General features: G+C 57.6%; 20 protein-coding genes and 1 tRNA gene. 12 read left to right on the top strand and 9 right to left on the bottom strand.

Annotation, left to right across the window (positions count from 1 at the left end; genetic code table 11):
• Positions 1–63: 63 nt before the first annotated feature.
• The 7 genes from AC1AWD_RS07380 to AC1AWD_RS07350 all read right to left on the bottom strand — a co-directional run bounded on the left by AC1AWD_RS07380 (position 64) and on the right by AC1AWD_RS07350 (position 3,983).
• Positions 64–1,488 carry a hypothetical protein gene (locus tag AC1AWD_RS07380; RefSeq protein ID WP_476565169.1) on the bottom strand — a complete coding sequence of 475 codons (1,425 nt, stop codon included), beginning with the start codon at positions 1,486–1,488 and terminating at the stop codon, positions 64–66.
• A gap of 11 nt (positions 1,489–1,499) precedes the next feature.
• Positions 1,500–1,802, bottom strand: a complete 303-nt coding sequence (locus AC1AWD_RS07375) for a hypothetical protein (RefSeq protein WP_476565167.1) — start codon at positions 1,800–1,802, stop codon at positions 1,500–1,502.
• Between the two features lie 133 nt (positions 1,803–1,935).
• Positions 1,936–2,580: an HNH endonuclease gene (locus AC1AWD_RS07370; RefSeq protein ID WP_476565165.1), complete on the bottom strand. Its 645-nt coding sequence runs from the start codon at positions 2,578–2,580 to the stop codon at positions 1,936–1,938.
• Positions 2,577–2,756 carry a helix-turn-helix transcriptional regulator gene (locus AC1AWD_RS07365; RefSeq protein ID WP_476565163.1) on the bottom strand — a complete coding sequence of 60 codons (180 nt, stop codon included), beginning with the start codon at positions 2,754–2,756 and terminating at the stop codon, positions 2,577–2,579. Before AC1AWD_RS07365 ends, AC1AWD_RS07370 begins: the two co-directional genes overlap by 4 nt.
• Positions 2,753–3,082 carry a hypothetical protein gene (locus AC1AWD_RS07360; RefSeq protein WP_476565161.1) on the bottom strand — a complete coding sequence of 110 codons (330 nt, stop codon included), beginning with the start codon at positions 3,080–3,082 and terminating at the stop codon, positions 2,753–2,755. Before AC1AWD_RS07360 ends, AC1AWD_RS07365 begins: the two co-directional genes overlap by 4 nt.
• The gene (locus tag AC1AWD_RS07355) at positions 3,057–3,383 is read right to left on the bottom strand and encodes a hypothetical protein (RefSeq protein WP_476565159.1); all 327 of its coding nucleotides are present in this window, start codon (positions 3,381–3,383) and stop codon (positions 3,057–3,059) included. The genes AC1AWD_RS07360 and AC1AWD_RS07355 overlap by 26 nt, the downstream gene beginning before the upstream one ends.
• Before the next feature lie 426 nt (positions 3,384–3,809).
• Positions 3,810–3,983, bottom strand: coding sequence for a hypothetical protein (locus tag AC1AWD_RS07350; RefSeq protein WP_476565157.1), 174 nt, complete (start codon positions 3,981–3,983; stop codon positions 3,810–3,812).
• A 105-nt stretch (positions 3,984–4,088) separates the two neighbouring features.
• Here AC1AWD_RS07350 and AC1AWD_RS07345 point away from each other — a divergent pair, with 105 nt between their 5' ends.
• On the top strand, positions 4,089–4,703 hold the full coding sequence (locus AC1AWD_RS07345) for a hypothetical protein (RefSeq protein WP_476565155.1): 615 nt from the start codon (positions 4,089–4,091) through the stop codon (positions 4,701–4,703).
• A 54-nt stretch (positions 4,704–4,757) separates the two neighbouring features.
• Here AC1AWD_RS07345 and AC1AWD_RS07340 read toward each other — a convergent pair whose 3' ends face one another.
• Positions 4,758–4,988, bottom strand: coding sequence for a helix-turn-helix transcriptional regulator (locus tag AC1AWD_RS07340; protein ID WP_476565153.1), 231 nt, complete (start codon positions 4,986–4,988; stop codon positions 4,758–4,760).
• Between the two features lie 88 nt (positions 4,989–5,076).
• Between AC1AWD_RS07340 and AC1AWD_RS07335 the strand changes: the two genes are divergently transcribed.
• A complete protein-coding gene (locus AC1AWD_RS07335; RefSeq protein WP_476565271.1) occupies positions 5,077–5,322 on the top strand; it encodes a helix-turn-helix domain-containing protein in 246 nt (81 codons plus the stop codon).
• Here AC1AWD_RS07335 and AC1AWD_RS07330 read toward each other — a convergent pair.
• A tRNA-Met gene (locus tag AC1AWD_RS07330) sits at positions 5,279–5,355 on the bottom strand. The genes AC1AWD_RS07335 and AC1AWD_RS07330 overlap by 44 nt on opposite strands.
• A 166-nt stretch (positions 5,356–5,521) precedes the next feature.
• On the opposite strand from AC1AWD_RS07330, the gene AC1AWD_RS07325 reads away from it, so the two are divergent.
• From AC1AWD_RS07325 to nucS, 10 genes are all read left to right on the top strand, one after another.
• Entirely contained in the window at positions 5,522–6,556 is a 1,035-nt protein-coding gene (locus AC1AWD_RS07325) for a homoserine O-succinyltransferase (protein WP_476565151.1), read from the top strand.
• A gap of 347 nt (positions 6,557–6,903) precedes the next feature.
• Positions 6,904–7,713 (top strand): F0F1 ATP synthase subunit A, encoded by an 810-nt coding sequence (atpB, locus tag AC1AWD_RS07320; protein ID WP_476565269.1) that lies wholly within the window; start codon positions 6,904–6,906, stop codon positions 7,711–7,713.
• 162 nt (positions 7,714–7,875) lie between these two features.
• A complete protein-coding gene (atpE, locus tag AC1AWD_RS07315; RefSeq protein WP_476565149.1) occupies positions 7,876–8,106 on the top strand; it encodes an ATP synthase F0 subunit C in 231 nt (76 codons plus the stop codon).
• Positions 8,107–8,177: 71 nt separating this feature from the next.
• Positions 8,178–8,702 (top strand): F0F1 ATP synthase subunit B, encoded by a 525-nt coding sequence (locus tag AC1AWD_RS07310; RefSeq protein WP_476565147.1) that lies wholly within the window; start codon positions 8,178–8,180, stop codon positions 8,700–8,702.
• A 24-nt stretch (positions 8,703–8,726) separates the two neighbouring features.
• Positions 8,727–9,554, top strand: coding sequence for a F0F1 ATP synthase subunit delta (locus AC1AWD_RS07305; protein WP_476565145.1), 828 nt, complete (start codon positions 8,727–8,729; stop codon positions 9,552–9,554).
• A 78-nt stretch (positions 9,555–9,632) separates the two neighbouring features.
• The gene (gene atpA / locus AC1AWD_RS07300; protein WP_476565143.1) at positions 9,633–11,309 is read left to right on the top strand and encodes a F0F1 ATP synthase subunit alpha; all 1,677 of its coding nucleotides are present in this window, start codon (positions 9,633–9,635) and stop codon (positions 11,307–11,309) included.
• Positions 11,310–11,312: 3 nt separating this feature from the next.
• On the top strand, positions 11,313–12,233 hold the full coding sequence (locus AC1AWD_RS07295; protein WP_476565141.1) for a F0F1 ATP synthase subunit gamma: 921 nt from the start codon (positions 11,313–11,315) through the stop codon (positions 12,231–12,233).
• A gap of 8 nt (positions 12,234–12,241) precedes the next feature.
• On the top strand, positions 12,242–13,726 hold the full coding sequence (gene atpD, locus AC1AWD_RS07290; protein WP_476565139.1) for a F0F1 ATP synthase subunit beta: 1,485 nt from the start codon (positions 12,242–12,244) through the stop codon (positions 13,724–13,726).
• Complete coding sequence (locus tag AC1AWD_RS07285) at positions 13,726–14,025, top strand: F0F1 ATP synthase subunit epsilon (protein WP_476565137.1); 300 nt, start codon at positions 13,726–13,728, stop codon at positions 14,023–14,025. Before atpD ends, AC1AWD_RS07285 begins: the two co-directional genes overlap by 1 nt.
• 265 nt (positions 14,026–14,290) lie before the next feature.
• Positions 14,291–14,995, top strand: a complete 705-nt coding sequence (nucS, locus tag AC1AWD_RS07280; protein ID WP_476565135.1) for an endonuclease NucS — start codon at positions 14,291–14,293, stop codon at positions 14,993–14,995.
• Positions 14,996–15,094 lie beyond the last annotated feature (99 nt).

The following is a 15,094-nucleotide window of genomic DNA, read 5'->3' as shown; positions in this document are numbered from 1 at the left end:
CCGCGCGGCGTGTCACCTAATTAACTGGACATAAGTAGACATAAGGCGACAGGAGTGGACAGGTCAGAAAATCTGCAACGGTGTTTTCGGTGGCGTGTGCCGGCAGCCCCAGACCGCGAGCTGCATGGCCTCGATGGGGCTGATGTCGCCGGGCGACTGGCGGCGGTCGAGATACCAAGTATCGCCGGACCATCGGCGCACGGCGACGCCGACTGCCTTGTCGAGCGCATCGTCGGCCTCGTGGACGATGGCACCGTTGCGCATCATGTCGAGCAGTGCCGGGCCGGTAGCGGCGAGGTCGGCCGCGGGCATGTCCGCCAGCGTGACGTCGTCGTGCGATCCGGTGAGCTGGTCGGCGATGACGCCGGCGGGGCCTTTTCGGTCGAGCCATACCGGCAGCGCGTAGCGTCTCGCGATGTCGGCGATTTCGTCAGCGGCTCCGACGGTGCCCGGCTGGCGGTACAGCAGGCTGGTGCGGGTGAGTCCTTCGTCGGTCCATGCGACGGCGATGCTGGTGGATGCCTGGTCGATGTCGACGGCGACGCCGAGCGCCGCGCTGCCCCATTCGGGCGTCAGGTCGTCGCCGGTGGCGGTCGCCTGCCAGATGTCGTCGGTGTACACGCGTTCAAGCGCGCCGTCGTCGCGGATGTTGCAGAACGCTCGACGCCATCCTGCGGGGTCCCCGCGGAACTCGTCGCGGTAGCCGTCCAGCTGCCGACGGTTGAACAGGTGGCCGGCGCCGGGATGTGAGCGCCATACCGCGTCGAGGTCCTCGGGGTCCTCGTCCAACGGCAGGCCGTAATCAATGACTGCCCAGGACGTCGGGCATAGGCCTCGACGGCATTCCGCGAGCAGCGGGTTGAGGAACGTCGAGTCGGCGGTGCCCTCGGTGCTCATGATCCACAATTGCGGCTGCTGTCCGGTCAGTTGCAGTCGTGTGATGGTAGTCGGGATGAACGCCTGTATGAGGGCCTTGCCCTGCTGTTCGCCGAATGCCCATGCCTCGTCCAGGGTGATGCGGTCGCCCTGGAATCCGTGGCCGGAATTGTCTGTCGGCGGGGATGGTTTGAACACGCTGCCGTTTTTGAAATAAAGCCCCATGTCGCCGGCCGTGTATTTGACGTCTTGCACGAGAGAGTGGAGCGCCGGACTGTTTTCCACGTCCTTGACGACGCTTTTAAAATGGGCGACGGCATCGGTACCGCGCTGTGCGATGTACCATCCGATGCGTTTCGGTCCCATGAGCATGGATCTGATGTGGCCGGCCTCGTCGAGCGCGGTCTTTCCTGCCTGCCGAGGGACGGTGACGACGACGCGAGGATGCACGAGAACGTGACGGCCTTCGTCATCGGTCGTGTATTCGCCTGCGATGTCGGCGGTCAGACGCTGCCATGGGCTCAATGCTCGGCCGAGCGCCTCACTGACGGCCGCGACCTTGGCGCCGTCGGTCGGCAGGCTTTCGTCACGGCCGGAGCAGTAGCGCGGCATGGCCTCACCCATCACATCGCCATCGCTTTCAGCAGTTCCGCGGTGGCGTCGTTGTCCTCCGGTTTTGAAGTTTCGACGTCCATTTGTCGCAGCTCGCGTAGGCAGTCGAGCAGCGCGGTCATGTTGCGGCTGATTTCCCTGCCGCGTTTGGTCTGGCTGTCGATGTTGCGCGCGAGGCTTTTCATGCCGGCTATGATCATGTGCCGGTATTGGTCGTCGTTGCCGTCGTAGGCTGTGGCGAACTCGTTGACGGTGCGTTCCATCGGGCCGATGTCTCGTCCGGTGTCCTCGTCCATTCCCTCGAACATGGGCATGACGTTTTCCCCCTGATTGTGGTATGGTTGTCATGCAATTTCTATGAATTCCGGCGGTTTCGCCGGAATTTTTTTATTTCCGGTCGGAGAGAGGCCAAAAAAGTGGCGGGCTCTTCCTCGTGGCGGCGAACGTTTAAAAAAGCAGGCCGTAGGCCCGCCAGTCGTCGTCTCGTCGTCGTGTCAGCTCGTCGATGCGCGTCTGCGTGAGTCCGGCACGCAGGAGCGTGATGTAGTCGCGCGTCTCCGCGTCGCTGCCGAACGGGCGGCTGTCGGTGCCGTCCTCGATGCGCACGTCGTAGCCGAGGCGTATCCATTCGCGCCACGACGCCGCGGCCAATGCCGGTGGCGGCAGCAGCGTGAGCCTGCGTGACGAGACGATGCGCAGCGCCCTGTTGCAGGCTCCTCGCCATGCGGCCACGGCTATCTCGTACCCGTCCTCGTCCAGCTGCACGCCGCTGGTGGTCAGGTCGAGCATGGCCCTGAAGTCCAATGTTCTTCCCTTGTGCGGTCGCGGTTTCGCGTGTGGTATGGATATGATCACATGCACGTCGATGCCTCGTCCCTGCACGAGACGGTCCGCCCGCATCGAGTTGCAGTGGCGGCAGGCCGGCAGCAGGTTCTTGACGGTGTCGCTGCCGCCCTTGCTGTACGGCATCACATGGTCCAGCGTCTCGGCCGTGCCGGTGCACCCGTCGAATCGCAGCCAGCATTCCGTCCCGTACGTCGCCAATACCTTGGCCTGCACGGATCTGGCTATCGGCCTGCGTCTCGTCGTCATTGCCGCCCCCTCTGCCATCGGATGATGTCGCCCGCGCTGTAGCGTATCGTCCGCGGGCCGAATATCGTCGCACGCGGCCCCTCGCCGGCGGCGCGCATCCTGTCCAGCGTCCTCACGCTGATGTCGAGCAGACGAGCCGTCTCGGCACGTGAGTAGTACAGTTTCGTCGGTTTCATATCAGCATCCCGGTTTCTGCCATTGGTTTCGTTCTTTCTTTTCCTGCCAGTTCTCGGTCCATTTGCACGGCCCATGCCCTGAAGGTTCGGCAGTCGAGCATCCAGCCGCCTCGCTTGTAGATCGGCACGCCGTAATCCTTCAGCGCCGCGAATTCCACTATCTGCGTGCATCCGAGGTCTCCCATGACGGTATGCGCGTCCATTTCGGTGCAGCCGACCAATTGTGCCCTTTTGTCCACGAGGTCGGCCATCCACATGACGCCTATCCGTTTGTCGGTCGGGTCCTGATAGCACAGGATCTCAGCCAGCGTCGGCGGTGTCTTCACGGGTCTTCCTGTACGGCGGTTCAGCATTTCCCAGATACGCCTCCAATCCAGCGATCACGTCGCAGACCATGTAGCACCTCGAACCGTCCAGTTTCACCGCTTTTCGTGGCAGGTATCCGAGCATGACCAGTCGTTGCAGTTCGTTGTCCCTGACGCCCATCTGGTTGCACAGTCCGCTGCGTGAGACCATGCCGTTGGACGCCCGATGATGGATGCCCAGGAGTCGGTGCAGGAGTTTCGTCGCGGCCTGCCGTTGCTTGAGGTCGAACGAGAGACGGCCTGTGCTTTTGTGGACTTTCATGTTGATAACCGCCTTTCGGGTGGTGGATGGTTTGAGGTCAAGACCTTTATCCGCGGCCCTTGAAAAGCCTCGGCCGAGAATGATGGCTCTCGGCCGAGGCCCAAGGGGCGGACATGCAAGGTCTTGGAATCCCGAAGGATGGCGCGTTTCGTAACGGAGCCATGGCCGTCGGCACAAGACGCAGGGTCGAGGCCCTGCCGGGGTCGGTCATCGACTGGAATCCACACGTATGTGGCGATGGCGGCCCGGTACCCGCTTGTTCCGCATCCCAATCGATTCGGTGACCAAAATTTCGTTTCGCAGCTACCGCGATGGTCACGCGGCGGTGGTTCCGGTCGGCCAACCCCGGCGTTAAGCCCGCTCGGCCCTACCACATACGGGGCCTCGAACGCGTAAAACGGTGTGCCACCGGACGGTGGTGGGACACTAGTGCGGTTTCGACTGGATACGCTGGGCGCCGGCGTCCAGCAGGGCGCGGCGCAGCACCTCGAAAGCGTCCTGACGGAACAGGAACTCGTTATAGCCGTCGCCCGTCTGCACGCGCAGGCGGTAGGCGTCATAGTTGGCGTCGTAGTCGACGCGGAACGCGACCGGTGTCATCGTGAGGCCTCCATGGTCGAACGTTTAGGGTCCTTCCCCCGCCGGCGTAGGCTGGCGAACAGGAAACAAACAAACCGCCTTACACGACGGGGGAAGGAAGAGCTCATGGATTTGTCGGAGATTGAGTTTCTTGGACTCACTGTGCAGACCTGGATAACAGTCGGTCTTTCGGCCTTGGGGTTTGTCATATCGTTGTTGACCTTCACCCGTACATGGCGGCACAGGCCGTCGGCCGAGGTACTGTTCGTCCCCTTTGAAGCCTGGTGGGAAACGATGCCCGAACTTGTGAACATGCGGGAGAACCGTAGTTTCGGCGAACCTGTATGCGTCGGGTATCTCATGAACGCAGGTGACGGAGAAGCATACATGGTCGACCTTGATTTCCATGGATACGGTGCGTTCCTGTACGAGGAGACGGAACGGGACGGCAGAAAGGCACTGCTTGGATTCCAAGTGATTCCCAAACTCTCACGTGAGCCGATGAAGCAGTTTGTCGTCATCTGGCACCCCGGTTCCGAGACGATAGGGTCTGATGACTACGTCGGGATCCATTGGACGGAGCAGCCGACGCGCTTGCATAAATGTAGATACCAAGAATTGAGGCTAAGAAAAACCCCGTCAAGCATGCTGCACAGAGAATCGAAAAGCAAGCTTCGTAGGCTGGTTTATAGGGTCGCTTGCTGGTTCGGCCATCACCGGTACCATCATCCTGAAAAATGAACTGTGGTAACGGATAAGGGCCATGACGCCGCATCTCATCAACAGGATCAGCCATCATTTGACCTCCAATGGCTCACGGCCAAGCAACACATCGGTGCTTACGTTCAATAAGTCGGAAAGCTCGGCAATCTCGTCAGCGCTGAAACGAATATCACCTTTGAGTTTTGATGAAAAAGTTGCACCGGTAATTCCGAGTGCTTTTGCGGCATCCTTTTGCCAAATACCACGTAAAGTCAGTAGAACTTTAATCCTACATGCCTGATTAGTTTTTTCCTTAATGGACATGGGTAACACATATACCACATTGTGTCTATAAAAACAAAATAGGCGTTTTATTTGCTGTTTGAATTAGTAATATGCTAATCTGTGAAACATGGAAAATGTAGATTTGAATAAAACCGTCACGAGGAATATGCGTATTGCTCTCGCTGCAAACGGGCTTCAACAAAAAGATCTTGCAGCTGTGCTGGGCATTACTTCGGCCAGTATGTCTGCGAAATTCAAAGGGCGTACGATGTGGAACCTGTCGGATATAGAAAAAGCCTCCGATTTCTTCAATGTGAAACCGGAGGCGTTGGTAGCGGGGCATGGATTTGAACCATGGACCTCTGGGTTATGAGCCCAGCGAGCTACCGAGCTGCTCCACCCCGCGTCGGCTTGTCTTTCAGACAGCTTTATCCATATTAAAGATGGATTGATATCTGTCAACTCGGCGTGTCGCGAATTTTCCTATGTTCGACCAATTCCTGTCATTCTTCGTTATATCAATGTATTTCAAGTTTTTCCGCCATATCCGAGGAACAGCCATAATGGGAATCATGCCTATTAAAATCCCCAGCGGCCTGCCTGCCAGAGAGATCCTTGACTCGGAGCGTATTTTCGCACTTGAAAAACCGGAAGCGGAACGCCAGCGCGTGCGTCCGCTCAAGCTGGTGATTCTTAATCTGATGCCGAAGAAGATCGAAACCGAGACACAGCTGCTTCGTCTTATTTCGAAAAGCCCGCTGCAGGTGGAAATTGACTTTATGAAAACCTCCACCCATGAAGGCACTCATGTCAGTGCCGATCATTTGGTGAAGTTCTACGAAAATCTGGATTCACTGCGCGACAACTATTATGACGGATTCGTGGTCACTGGCGCTCCGGTGGAACATCTGGATTTCGAACAGGTCGACTATTGGGACGAATTCAAGGAGATTCTTGATTGGGCGTCCACTCATGTGTTCTCGACCATGTATTTGTGTTGGGGCGCGATGGGCGCGCTGTACCACCGTTACGGCGTGCGCAAAATGAATCTTGACAGCAAGCGTTTTGGCGTATTCCCGCAGTATTTGCAAGACGAATACTGCTTCCTGACCAACGGTTTCGACGAAATCTGCCTGCAGCCGCATTCCCGCCTCGCCGGCGTTAATGAAGACGATATCGCGGCGCGAGAGGGCTTGCAGGTGTTGACATGGGGGCCGGAAGCAGGCCCGGGCCTCATCGCCACACGTGATTTCGCCGAAGTGTTCGCGCTCGGTCATTGGGAGTATGGCAAGAACACGCTGAAAGAGGAATACGATCGCGATATGGCCAAAGGCATGACCAATGTGCCATTTCCGCAGAATTACTTCCCGCATGACGATCCGAATGCGGAGCCGCTGTTCTCCTGGCGTGCGCATGCGAATCTGCTGTGGCGCAATTGGCTGAACTGGGTATATCAGACCACGCCGTACGATTTGACGGAGATTCCGCAGCTGCGTTCCGAAAAACGACTCGGCACGGATCGCTCCATTCGCCATGAGCCGGGATCGCCGCGCGAAGACGGTTTCACGATTTTTGACCACGACGGTTACGGCGTAATCAGCCGGTAACTTTTGCAAGCGGATAATGACGATAGCACGCGATGATTCCGGTTATATTCGGCCGGAATCATCGCGCATTTTAGTGGACACTTCATGTGTGAAACGTCCACTGCCGCTGCCTGGTTTTTGCATTGGCGAAACGCCGAGAAATCGTTGTGGCAGTAAGGCTTATGTCTGTTGTCTAGACGCAGGCAAATAATTCAATCTCAGCCATTCGGAGTCGAATGCCTCAGAGAGATTCCGAATCGGAACGAGGCATGCTTCGTGTGACGAGCAGAAGACGCTCTGAGCCGTTACCTCGGTGACGATTCGTTGCGTTAGACTGACAGAAACATATGGAAGCAGGAGGCATGGCTATGGGTTCATGGAACACGGGCTTGCTGTTGGCAGCGGAGAACGGGCTGGAACTCCCTTCGGTCTCCGATTTTCTGCCTGACGTATGTCTTTTCGAAGGCACACCGTTTGCGATTAATCGCATCATCCTCATCCGTATCGTCGCCACGGTAATTCTTCTGGCTGTTATGGTCGTAACCGCCATGCGCGCCAAGCTGGTGCCTGGTCGTTGGCAGGCGGCGGTCGAGTGGGTACTGGATTTCGTTCGCGAAAGCATTGTGTATCAGGTTATGGGCGAGTTGCGTGGTAAGCGCTACGTGCCGATGATCACCACGATTTTCATGGCGATTTTCGTCTTCAATCTCTGTGGCGTCATCCCGGGCATGAATATCGCCGCCAACGCCACGATTACGATGCCTCTTGTTTTCGCTATGTGGACGTTCTGCCAGTATTGGATTGCAGCCGTACGTGAAAAGGGTCTCGGCGAATTCCTCAAGGAAGAGCTGTTCCCGGCTGGCGTTCCGTGGCCGATCTACATTATTCTGACGCCGATTCAGCTGCTGGAATTGTTGGTGATTCGTCCACTGTCGCTGACGATTCGACTATTCGCCAATATGATTGCAGGCCATCTTCTGGTGGCTACCTGCTTGGCCTTCACCCAGTACTACATCATCGTTGCCGAAAACAAGATGATGATCGGCGTGGGCGCCGCCTGGTTTGCAGGCGGTTTCGTCCTGACTCTGTTCGAGATGTTCGTCGCCGCTCTGCAGGCGTATGTGTTCGCCATCTTGTCGACCGTGTATATCAGCCAGAGCTATCCGGAACTCGAATAAATAATCTGTAGTACCTGCGGCGCCGACGATGTTTCGCCGACCAACAGGTATTTACTAAGGCCCGTTCGGCGGGCAACATAACTGAACCGTATATGAGATTTGCGATGCCCGGTTATGTGACATCGCCCGATATTGTCAGATTTCGGTAAGAAAGGACAACAAATGGATATCATCACCCTCGCCGAAGTTGCAGGCAACCTGAGCGTTCTCGGCTACGGCCTCGCGGCCATCGGCCCTGGCATTGGTCTGGGCATCGTGGTCGGCAAGGCTTTGGAATCCACCGCTCGTCAGCCTGAGATGGCCAGCAAGTTGCAGACGTTGATGTTCATCGGCGCCGCTCTGATCGAGCTTCTGGGCCTGCTGGGCTTCGTCGCCTTCATGATGGCTCAGTGATTCGGACGTTTGGCATTGCCTAACGAACGTTTATTACAGGCGTATAACGAATCAGAAAGGAGGAGCGGTCAATGACGCAAGCAGCAGGCGATGGAATCAAACTATTCCTGCCCGAAACGTATGACATCGTATGGTCGTTGGTCATCCTCGTCATCATCGCGGCTGTTTTCTATAAGGTTGTGCTGCCGAAGTTCCAGGCCGTGTTCGATGCACGTGCTGAGAAGATCGAAGGTGGTATCGCTCGAGCCGAACAGGCCCAGAAGGAAGCCAACGAGGCCAAGGCCAAGTATGAGACTCAGCTGAACAACGCAAGGGTGGAGGCATCGAAGATCCGCGATGACGCCCGCGCTGAAGCTTCGCATATTGTGGCTGACGCCCGTGCCCGTGCTGAATATGACGCGGCACAGATTACTGCGAACGCGCAGCGTGCGATTGAATCGCAGCAGCGTCAGGCGATGGTGAGCCTCAAGGGTGAAGTCGGTGTTCTGGCCACGGCACTTGCCGGCAAGATCCTGGGCAACCAGCTTCAGGACAGCGCCGTGCAGTCGTCGATGATCGACCAGATGCTCGACGATATGGACCGCGACAAGCAGTAAGTTTCCAAGAAAGGGAGGTGACCAATGCGAGGAGAAGCATCGCGCATCGCAGACCGCGTTTCGCGTGACTCGCTGGCACCCAAGCTGCGCGACACGAATGATGAGGCATGGCGTATCGGAAACGAACTGTTCACGATCACCAATGTGCTGGATCACAATGTGCAGCTTGAACGCGCTCTCACCGACCCGTCGCGCCCCGTTGAAGACAAGGTGGCCGTCCTGAACACGCTGCTTGGCGATCAGGCGCATGCCATAACGATGGAAATCATGACCGACTTGGTCGGCCGCAAATGGAGCCGCGTTTCGGATATCGCGAATGCAGTCGAGGATTTCGGCGTGGACGCGATGATGTATTACGCGGATTATCGCGGCAAGACCTTGCAGGTTTCGATTGAGCTTGCACAGTTGCATTCGGCACTGTTGAAGATGCCGGTGGTGCGTGCCAAGTTGTATGACGCCACCGTGCCGGCCGAAGCCCGCACCAAGCTGCTGAACAGTTTGATCGGCGGCAGCGATTTCGACGTGGTCACCAAACGTCTGGCTGAACATGCCACCTGTAATCTGCGCAATCGTCGTTACCTGGCCACCATCCAGTGGCTGATCAGCAAATTCTCCCGCCATATGGGTGAATCGATGATTACTGTCACGACGGCGACACCGCTTACGGATAAGCAGATCGACCGACTGATTGCGATTTACAGCGAAAAGCTCGGCCGACCGGTGCATGTCAACTCCATCGTCGACGCGGCGGTGCTGGGCGGCATGCGCATCCAGGTGGGCGACGAAGTCACCGATAATACGGTGGTCGCGCAGTTGCAGCAGCTTCAGCGCATGGCACAGGCGGGCATGTAATCCGCCTGAAGGTGAGAAAAGCCTCGGGGAAAACCTGACGACTTGACTTGAATTTGATAACAACAATAAGGAGTGATCATGGCAGAACTTACCATTGATCCCACCACGATACGCAAGGCGCTCGATGAGTTCGTCGAGTCGTACACGCCGAGCGACACCCCCACCCAAGAGGTGGGTTATGTCGCCACGGCTGGCGACGGCATTGCGCACGTGACGGGACTGCCTGGTTGCATGGCCAATGAGCTGCTGACCTTCGAAGACGGCACGCTCGGTCTGGCGTTCAACCTTGACGCTCGTGAAATCGGCGTGGTTATTCTCGGCGATTTTGCTGGCATCGAGGAAGGCCAGGAGGTCCGTCGCACCGGCGAAGTGCTTTCCGTGCCAGTCGGTGACGGCTATTTGGGCCGTACCGTTGACCCGCTGGGCAATCCGATTGACGGCTTGGGTGAAATCAAGAGCGAAGGACGTCGAATCCTTGAAGCTCAGGCCCCGGACGTTATGCACCGTCACCCGGTTGATGAGCCCATGTCCACCGGCCTGAAGGCCATCGACGCCATGACCCCGATTGGTCGTGGCCAGCGTCAGCTCATCATCGGCGACCGTCAGACCGGTAAGACCGCTATCGCCATCGATACGATCATCAACCAGAAGGCGAATTGGGAGAGCGGTGACCCGAAGAAGCAGGTCCGCTGCATCTACGTGGCCATCGGCCAGAAGGGCTCGACCATCGCCTCCGTCAAGCAGAGCCTTGAAGACGCCGGCGCAATGGAATACACGACTATCGTCGCCTCTCCGGCTTCCGACTCTGCAGGTTTCAAGTACATCGCACCGTACACCGGTTCCGCCATCGGACAGCACTGGATGTACAACGGCAAGCACGTGCTTATCGTCTTCGACGATCTGTCGAAGCAGGCCGAAGCCTACCGCTCAATCTCCCTGCTGCTCCGTCGCCCGCCGGGACGTGAAGCTTACCCGGGTGATGTGTTCTATCTGCACTCCCGTCTGCTCGAACGTTGCGCCAAGGTTTCCGATGACCTGGGCGGCGGCTCGATGACTGGTCTGCCGATCGTCGAAACGAAGGCGAACGACGTGTCCGCCTACATTCCGACCAACGTCATCTCCATTACGGACGGCCAGATCTTCTTGCAGTCTGACCTGTTCAACGCCAACCAGCGTCCGGCCGTGGACGTCGGCATCTCCGTGTCTCGAGTCGGCGGCGCCGCTCAGACCAAGGCGTTGAAGAAGGTTTCCGGTACGCTGAAGATCTCGCTGGCACAGTACCGTTCGCTGGAGTCCTTCGCCATGTTCGCTTCCGATCTGGATGCGGCTTCCAAGGCCCAGCTGAACCGTGGTGCACGACTGACCGAGCTGCTCAAGCAGCCGCAGTTCTCTCCGTACTCGATGGAGCAGGAAGTCGTTTCGGTGTGGGCAGGAACCCACGGCAAGCTCGACGATCTGGAAATCGCCGATGTGCTGCCGTTCGAACACGCCATGCTCGATTATCTCGATCACAACACCGACATTCTGACCACCATCCGCGAAACCGGTGACTTCACCGCCGAGACGGAAGCCGCCCTCGACACGGCTGTGGAAGCCTTCCGCGAGACTTATGTGACCAAGGCGGGCACTCCGCTGGTCAGCCACAAGCCGAGCATCAAGAGCGCAACCCCGGTGGAGCAGGAACGTATCGTGGCCAACGCCGAAAAGCCGGTGCATGACCCGAACCAGCATCCGATGGCCGGAGAAAAGAAGTAGCACATGGGATCGCAACTCGCATTGAAGAGCAGGATCGCCTCCACGGGATCGTTGGAAAAGATTTTCAACGCCCAGGAGATGATCGCGTCTTCGCATATCGCAAGGGCACGTGACGTGGCCTTGAATGCGAAGCCCTACACCGATGCGATTTTCGACGCCGTGCAAGCGCTGGTGGCGCACAGCCATATCGATCATCCGATTGTCAAGCGTGAGCCGAACAACACTCGTGTTGCCGTGCTCGCGCTGACTTCTGATCGTGGTATGGCCGGCGCCTACACCTCATCGATCATCCGTGAAACGGAATCGCTGCTGGCCCGCCTTGACGCGGTCGGCAAGCAGCCGGAGCTGTATGTGTATGGTCGCCGAGGAGTCACCTACTACAAGTACCGCAATCGCGATATTGCCGGCACTTGGGAAGGTAACACGGACCAGCCCGGCGTGGAAGTCGCGGAAGCGATTTCGAATGCTCTGATGAACGCATACATGAAGCCGGCGTCTGAAGGCGGCGTAGGCGAGCTGTATATCGTCTACACGGAATTCATCAACATGGTGAGCCAGAAGGTTCGCGTGTTGCGTATGCTGCCGGTCGAACTGGTACGTCCCGAACAGTCGGACGCCGGCCCGGTGCCGGAATCCGTGGCCGAGCAGGCTTCGCCGCTGTATTCGTTCGAGCCGAGCTTGGATGAGGTGTTGGACGCAATCCTGCCGAAGTACATCCAGTCGCGTATTCATGAATGCTTGCTGGAGGCCGCCGCATCTGAAACGGCAAGCCGCCAGAACGCCATGCATACGGCCACAGAGAACGCTCGAAACCTGATCGAGGATCTGACCCGTAAGCTCAACGCTTCACGTCAGGCTTCGATTACCCAGGAACTTACCGAAATCATCGGCAGCGCCGACGCGCTGAATACAAAGGAAGAGTAGGAACGCATATGGCTGACATTCAGACCACAGCGGCTCCCGAGATGGCTGCAGAGCCGACCAACGGACGCGTCACGCGTATTCAGGGTTCGGTCATCGACGTCGAATTCCCGGTGGGCCACCTGCCCGACATCTACAATGCTCTGACCGTCGAGCTGACTAATATGGGCACGAAGGAAGAAGGCGAATCCACCCACACGATCACGCTTGAGGTCGAACAGCACCTCGGTGATTCCACCGTGCGCGCAGTCGCCCTGAAGCCGACCGACGGCCTTGTCCGCGGAGCCAAGGTGCTTGACACCGGTGGTCCGATTTCCGTGCCGGTCGGCGACGTGACCAAGGGACACGTCTTCGACGTTTCCGGCAACATCCTGAACAAGAAGGAAGGCGAGCAGATCACCATCACCGAGCGTTGGCCTATTCACCGCCAGCCGCCGGCATTCGATCAGCTGGAATCCAAGACCCAGATGTTCGAAACCGGTATCAAGGTCATCGATTTGCTGACCCCGTACGTGCAGGGCGGCAAGATTGGTCTGTTCGGTGGTGCAGGCGTCGGTAAGACCGTTCTGATTCAGGAAATGATTCAGCGAGTCGCCCAGAACCATGGCGGTGTGTCCGTGTTCGCAGGCGTCGGTGAGCGTACCCGTGAAGGTAACGATCTGATCGGCGAAATGGACGAAGCCGGCGTTCTTGAGAAGACCGCACTGGTTTTCGGCCAGATGGATGAGCAGCCGGGCACCCGTCTGCGTGTTCCGCTGACCGCACTGACCATGGCCGAGTACTTCCGCGACGTGCAGAACCAGGACGTGCTGTTGTTCATCGACAACATCTTCCGCTTCACGCAGGCCGGTTCCGAGGTGTCCACGCTGCTGGGCCGTATGCCTTCCGCAGTGGGCTACCAGCCGAATCTGGCCGACGAGATGGGTGCCCTGCAGGAGCGCATCACCTCGACCCGCGGCCATTCCATCACCTCGCTGCAGGCCATCTACGTGCCGGCCGATGATTACACCGACCCGGCCCCGGCCACGACCTTCGCCCACTTGGATGCAACCACTGAGCTTTCTCGTGACATCGCTTCCAAGGGCATCTACCCGGCCGTCGACCCGCTGAGCTCCACGTCGCGAATCCTTGATCCGCGTTACGTCGGCCAGGCCCATTACGACTGCGCCAACCGTGTCAAGGCGATTTTGCAGCGCAACAAGGAACTGCAGGACATCATCGCCCTTATCGGTATCGACGAACTTGGCGAAGAAGACAAGACCACCGTGAACCGTGCTCGTAAGATTGAGCAGTTCCTCGGTCAGAACTTCTACGTCGCCGAAAAGTTCACCGGTCGTCCGGGCTCCTATGTGCCGGCTGACGAGACCATCGAAGCCTTCACCCGCATTTGCGACGGCGTGTATGACGACGTTCCGGAGCAGGCGTTCTCCGGTATCGGCGGCATCGAAGACCTCGAGAAGAAATGGCATGACATGCAGAAGGAATTCGGTGCGTAATGGCCGATTCAACCATGCAAGTGAACATCGTCGCTGCCGACCATCCGGTATGGCACGGCACGGCGACGTCCGTGATTATTCCCGCCTCCGAAGGCAGTATGGGCATCCTGCCCGATCATGAGCCGATTCTTTCGGTCGTGAAGGGCGGCACACTGACGGTGGTCGACGCCGATAAGGAACGTCACTACTTTGAAGTGGCCGACGGATTCATCTCCTTCGACACGAATAAGCTCACGGTTGCGGTTGAGCGCGGTCGCGATGTGGTGAAGCTTGAATCTGCGCCCGAAACCGCGGCCTGATTCACGCGTTTGCGATTGCGTGATCGCAGCCTGATTTGGGCTTGTCACTACAAGCGGCCTCCTGTCCGACGCGGGAGGCCGCTTCGTTGTTTCCGTGGATTCCTATACCGTTCCATTCTCACCCCCGTGATTTTCCCGGGGCTTTTATGTTTTGTGCTCCGCTAATGGCCCTTTTCGTGATTTCCTAAGAGAGATCACGAAAAGGGCGGACTGGATCTTACGGTCGTTGCGCCGCAATCGCTTGCATACGCTATTGTGAAACGTTATGCGTGTGATTGTTGCTGATTGTTCCGCCGAATATTCCGGCCGTCTGAGCGCGTCGCTGCCATTGGCCAAGCGCGTGCTGCTCATCAAAGCGGATAACAGTCTGCTGATTTTTTCCGAATTGGGCTCGTACAAGCCTCTGAATTGGATGGCCGCGCCTTGCACGCTTAAAGACATCACGCCTGACAATGCCGACACCGACGTGGATACGCCTGCGCCTCAAAAGGTGTTGCGCGCCGCCGCCATGAAGTCGTCGGACGTGTTGGAAGTGACGTTGCAGCATATTTATTCGGATGAAACCTATGATTTAGGTGAGGATCCCGGCCTGATCAAGGACGGCGTCGAAGATCATCTGCAGCGCTATTTGGCCGAGCAGATCGAGCGTATCGGTGAAGGCGCGACGTTGGTGCGGCGTGAATATCCGACGGCGATTGGCCCGGTCGATATTATGGCGATTGATGGCAACGGCCAGCATGTTGCGATCGAAATTAAAAGAAATGGCGGCATTGATGGCGTCGAACAGCTGACGCGGTATTGTGATTTGCTCAATCGTGATCCGTTGCTGGCGCCGGTGCGTGGCATTTTCGCAGCGCAGACGATTACGCCGCAGGCGCGCGTCCTTGCACATGATCGCGGCTTTGAATGCCTGATTCTCGACTATGACGACATGAAAGGCACGGAAGACGATTCCCTGCGCCTGTTCTAACCGCCCACCCGTCTGCCGATTCGTATATTCCGTTAAAACCATAGGGTTTTTATATTTTGAACTCACAATAATCCCGGATTTCGTAAAAACCACGTGGTT

It is taken from the genome of Bifidobacterium sp. LH_512 (assembly GCF_056356435.1).
The sequence above is the reverse complement of the archived record's forward strand: the minus strand, read 5'-3'. Positions and strand labels throughout refer to the sequence as shown.

Excerpts from the sequence above, each read along its gene's own strand:
- AC1AWD_RS07380 (WP_476565169.1), bottom strand. The coding sequence starts at position 1,488 with ATGCCGCGCTACTGCTCCGGCCGTGACGAAAGCCTGCCGACCGACGGC.
- AC1AWD_RS07375 (WP_476565167.1), bottom strand. The coding sequence starts at position 1,802 with ATGCCCATGTTCGAGGGAATGGACGAGGACACCGGACGAGACATCGGC.
- AC1AWD_RS07370 (WP_476565165.1), bottom strand. The coding sequence starts at position 2,580 with ATGACGACGAGACGCAGGCCGATAGCCAGATCCGTGCAGGCCAAGGTA.
- AC1AWD_RS07365 (WP_476565163.1), bottom strand. The coding sequence starts at position 2,756 with ATGAAACCGACGAAACTGTACTACTCACGTGCCGAGACGGCTCGTCTG.
- AC1AWD_RS07355 (WP_476565159.1), bottom strand. The coding sequence starts at position 3,383 with ATGAAAGTCCACAAAAGCACAGGCCGTCTCTCGTTCGACCTCAAGCAA.
- AC1AWD_RS07350 (WP_476565157.1), bottom strand. The coding sequence starts at position 3,983 with ATGACACCGGTCGCGTTCCGCGTCGACTACGACGCCAACTATGACGCC.
- AC1AWD_RS07345 (WP_476565155.1), top strand. The coding sequence starts at position 4,089 with ATGGATTTGTCGGAGATTGAGTTTCTTGGACTCACTGTGCAGACCTGG.
- AC1AWD_RS07340 (WP_476565153.1), bottom strand. The coding sequence starts at position 4,988 with ATGTCCATTAAGGAAAAAACTAATCAGGCATGTAGGATTAAAGTTCTA.
- AC1AWD_RS07335 (WP_476565271.1), top strand. The coding sequence starts at position 5,077 with ATGGAAAATGTAGATTTGAATAAAACCGTCACGAGGAATATGCGTATT.
- AC1AWD_RS07325 (WP_476565151.1), top strand. The coding sequence starts at position 5,522 with ATGCCTATTAAAATCCCCAGCGGCCTGCCTGCCAGAGAGATCCTTGAC.
- atpB (WP_476565269.1), top strand. The coding sequence starts at position 6,904 with ATGGGTTCATGGAACACGGGCTTGCTGTTGGCAGCGGAGAACGGGCTG.
- atpE (WP_476565149.1), top strand. The coding sequence starts at position 7,876 with ATGGATATCATCACCCTCGCCGAAGTTGCAGGCAACCTGAGCGTTCTC.
- AC1AWD_RS07310 (WP_476565147.1), top strand. The coding sequence starts at position 8,178 with ATGACGCAAGCAGCAGGCGATGGAATCAAACTATTCCTGCCCGAAACG.
- AC1AWD_RS07305 (WP_476565145.1), top strand. The coding sequence starts at position 8,727 with ATGCGAGGAGAAGCATCGCGCATCGCAGACCGCGTTTCGCGTGACTCG.
- atpA (WP_476565143.1), top strand. The coding sequence starts at position 9,633 with ATGGCAGAACTTACCATTGATCCCACCACGATACGCAAGGCGCTCGAT.
- AC1AWD_RS07295 (WP_476565141.1), top strand. The coding sequence starts at position 11,313 with ATGGGATCGCAACTCGCATTGAAGAGCAGGATCGCCTCCACGGGATCG.
- atpD (WP_476565139.1), top strand. The coding sequence starts at position 12,242 with ATGGCTGACATTCAGACCACAGCGGCTCCCGAGATGGCTGCAGAGCCG.
- AC1AWD_RS07285 (WP_476565137.1), top strand. The coding sequence starts at position 13,726 with ATGGCCGATTCAACCATGCAAGTGAACATCGTCGCTGCCGACCATCCG.
- nucS (WP_476565135.1), top strand. The coding sequence starts at position 14,291 with ATGCGTGTGATTGTTGCTGATTGTTCCGCCGAATATTCCGGCCGTCTG.